This window comes from Roseivirga ehrenbergii (assembly GCF_001593005.1).
GTDB classification, from domain to species: Bacteria; Bacteroidota; Bacteroidia; order Cytophagales; family Cyclobacteriaceae; genus Roseivirga; species Roseivirga ehrenbergii.
The window spans coordinates 1-286 of record NZ_LQZQ01000044.1 but is presented as its reverse complement, the minus strand read 5'-3'; the positions used below and the strand labels follow the sequence as shown (position 1 = coordinate 286).

1 protein-coding gene is annotated in these 286 nt (G+C 47.9%); it reads right to left on the bottom strand.

From position 1 onward, the window contains the following. On the bottom strand, positions 1-286 hold a 286-nt coding region (locus MB14_RS10280; protein WP_157716582.1), incomplete at both ends, for a Calx-beta domain-containing protein.

The window sequence follows — 286 nt, the reverse complement described above, 5'->3', positions numbered from 1 at the left end:
CCTGCGTTGTTGTAGCACCAAGCGTTATTCCAGCAGATGGATTACTTATCGTTAGAGTAGCGGTTTCAGTGCCTTCGACATCCACATCGTCAAGAATGGTAAAGGTCACTGTGCCGGTAGTTGCTCCATTTAAGATGGTAATTGTTGCAGCACTTAGACTGTAATCCGTACCTGTAATTCCTGTTCCACTGACAGCAAGATCAACGATTTGGTCGCCTGTAACAGCTGCGGAAGCTGTGGCGGTTACGGTAATGACTGTTCCAGAAGCTTCGGAGCCAGTATTGGC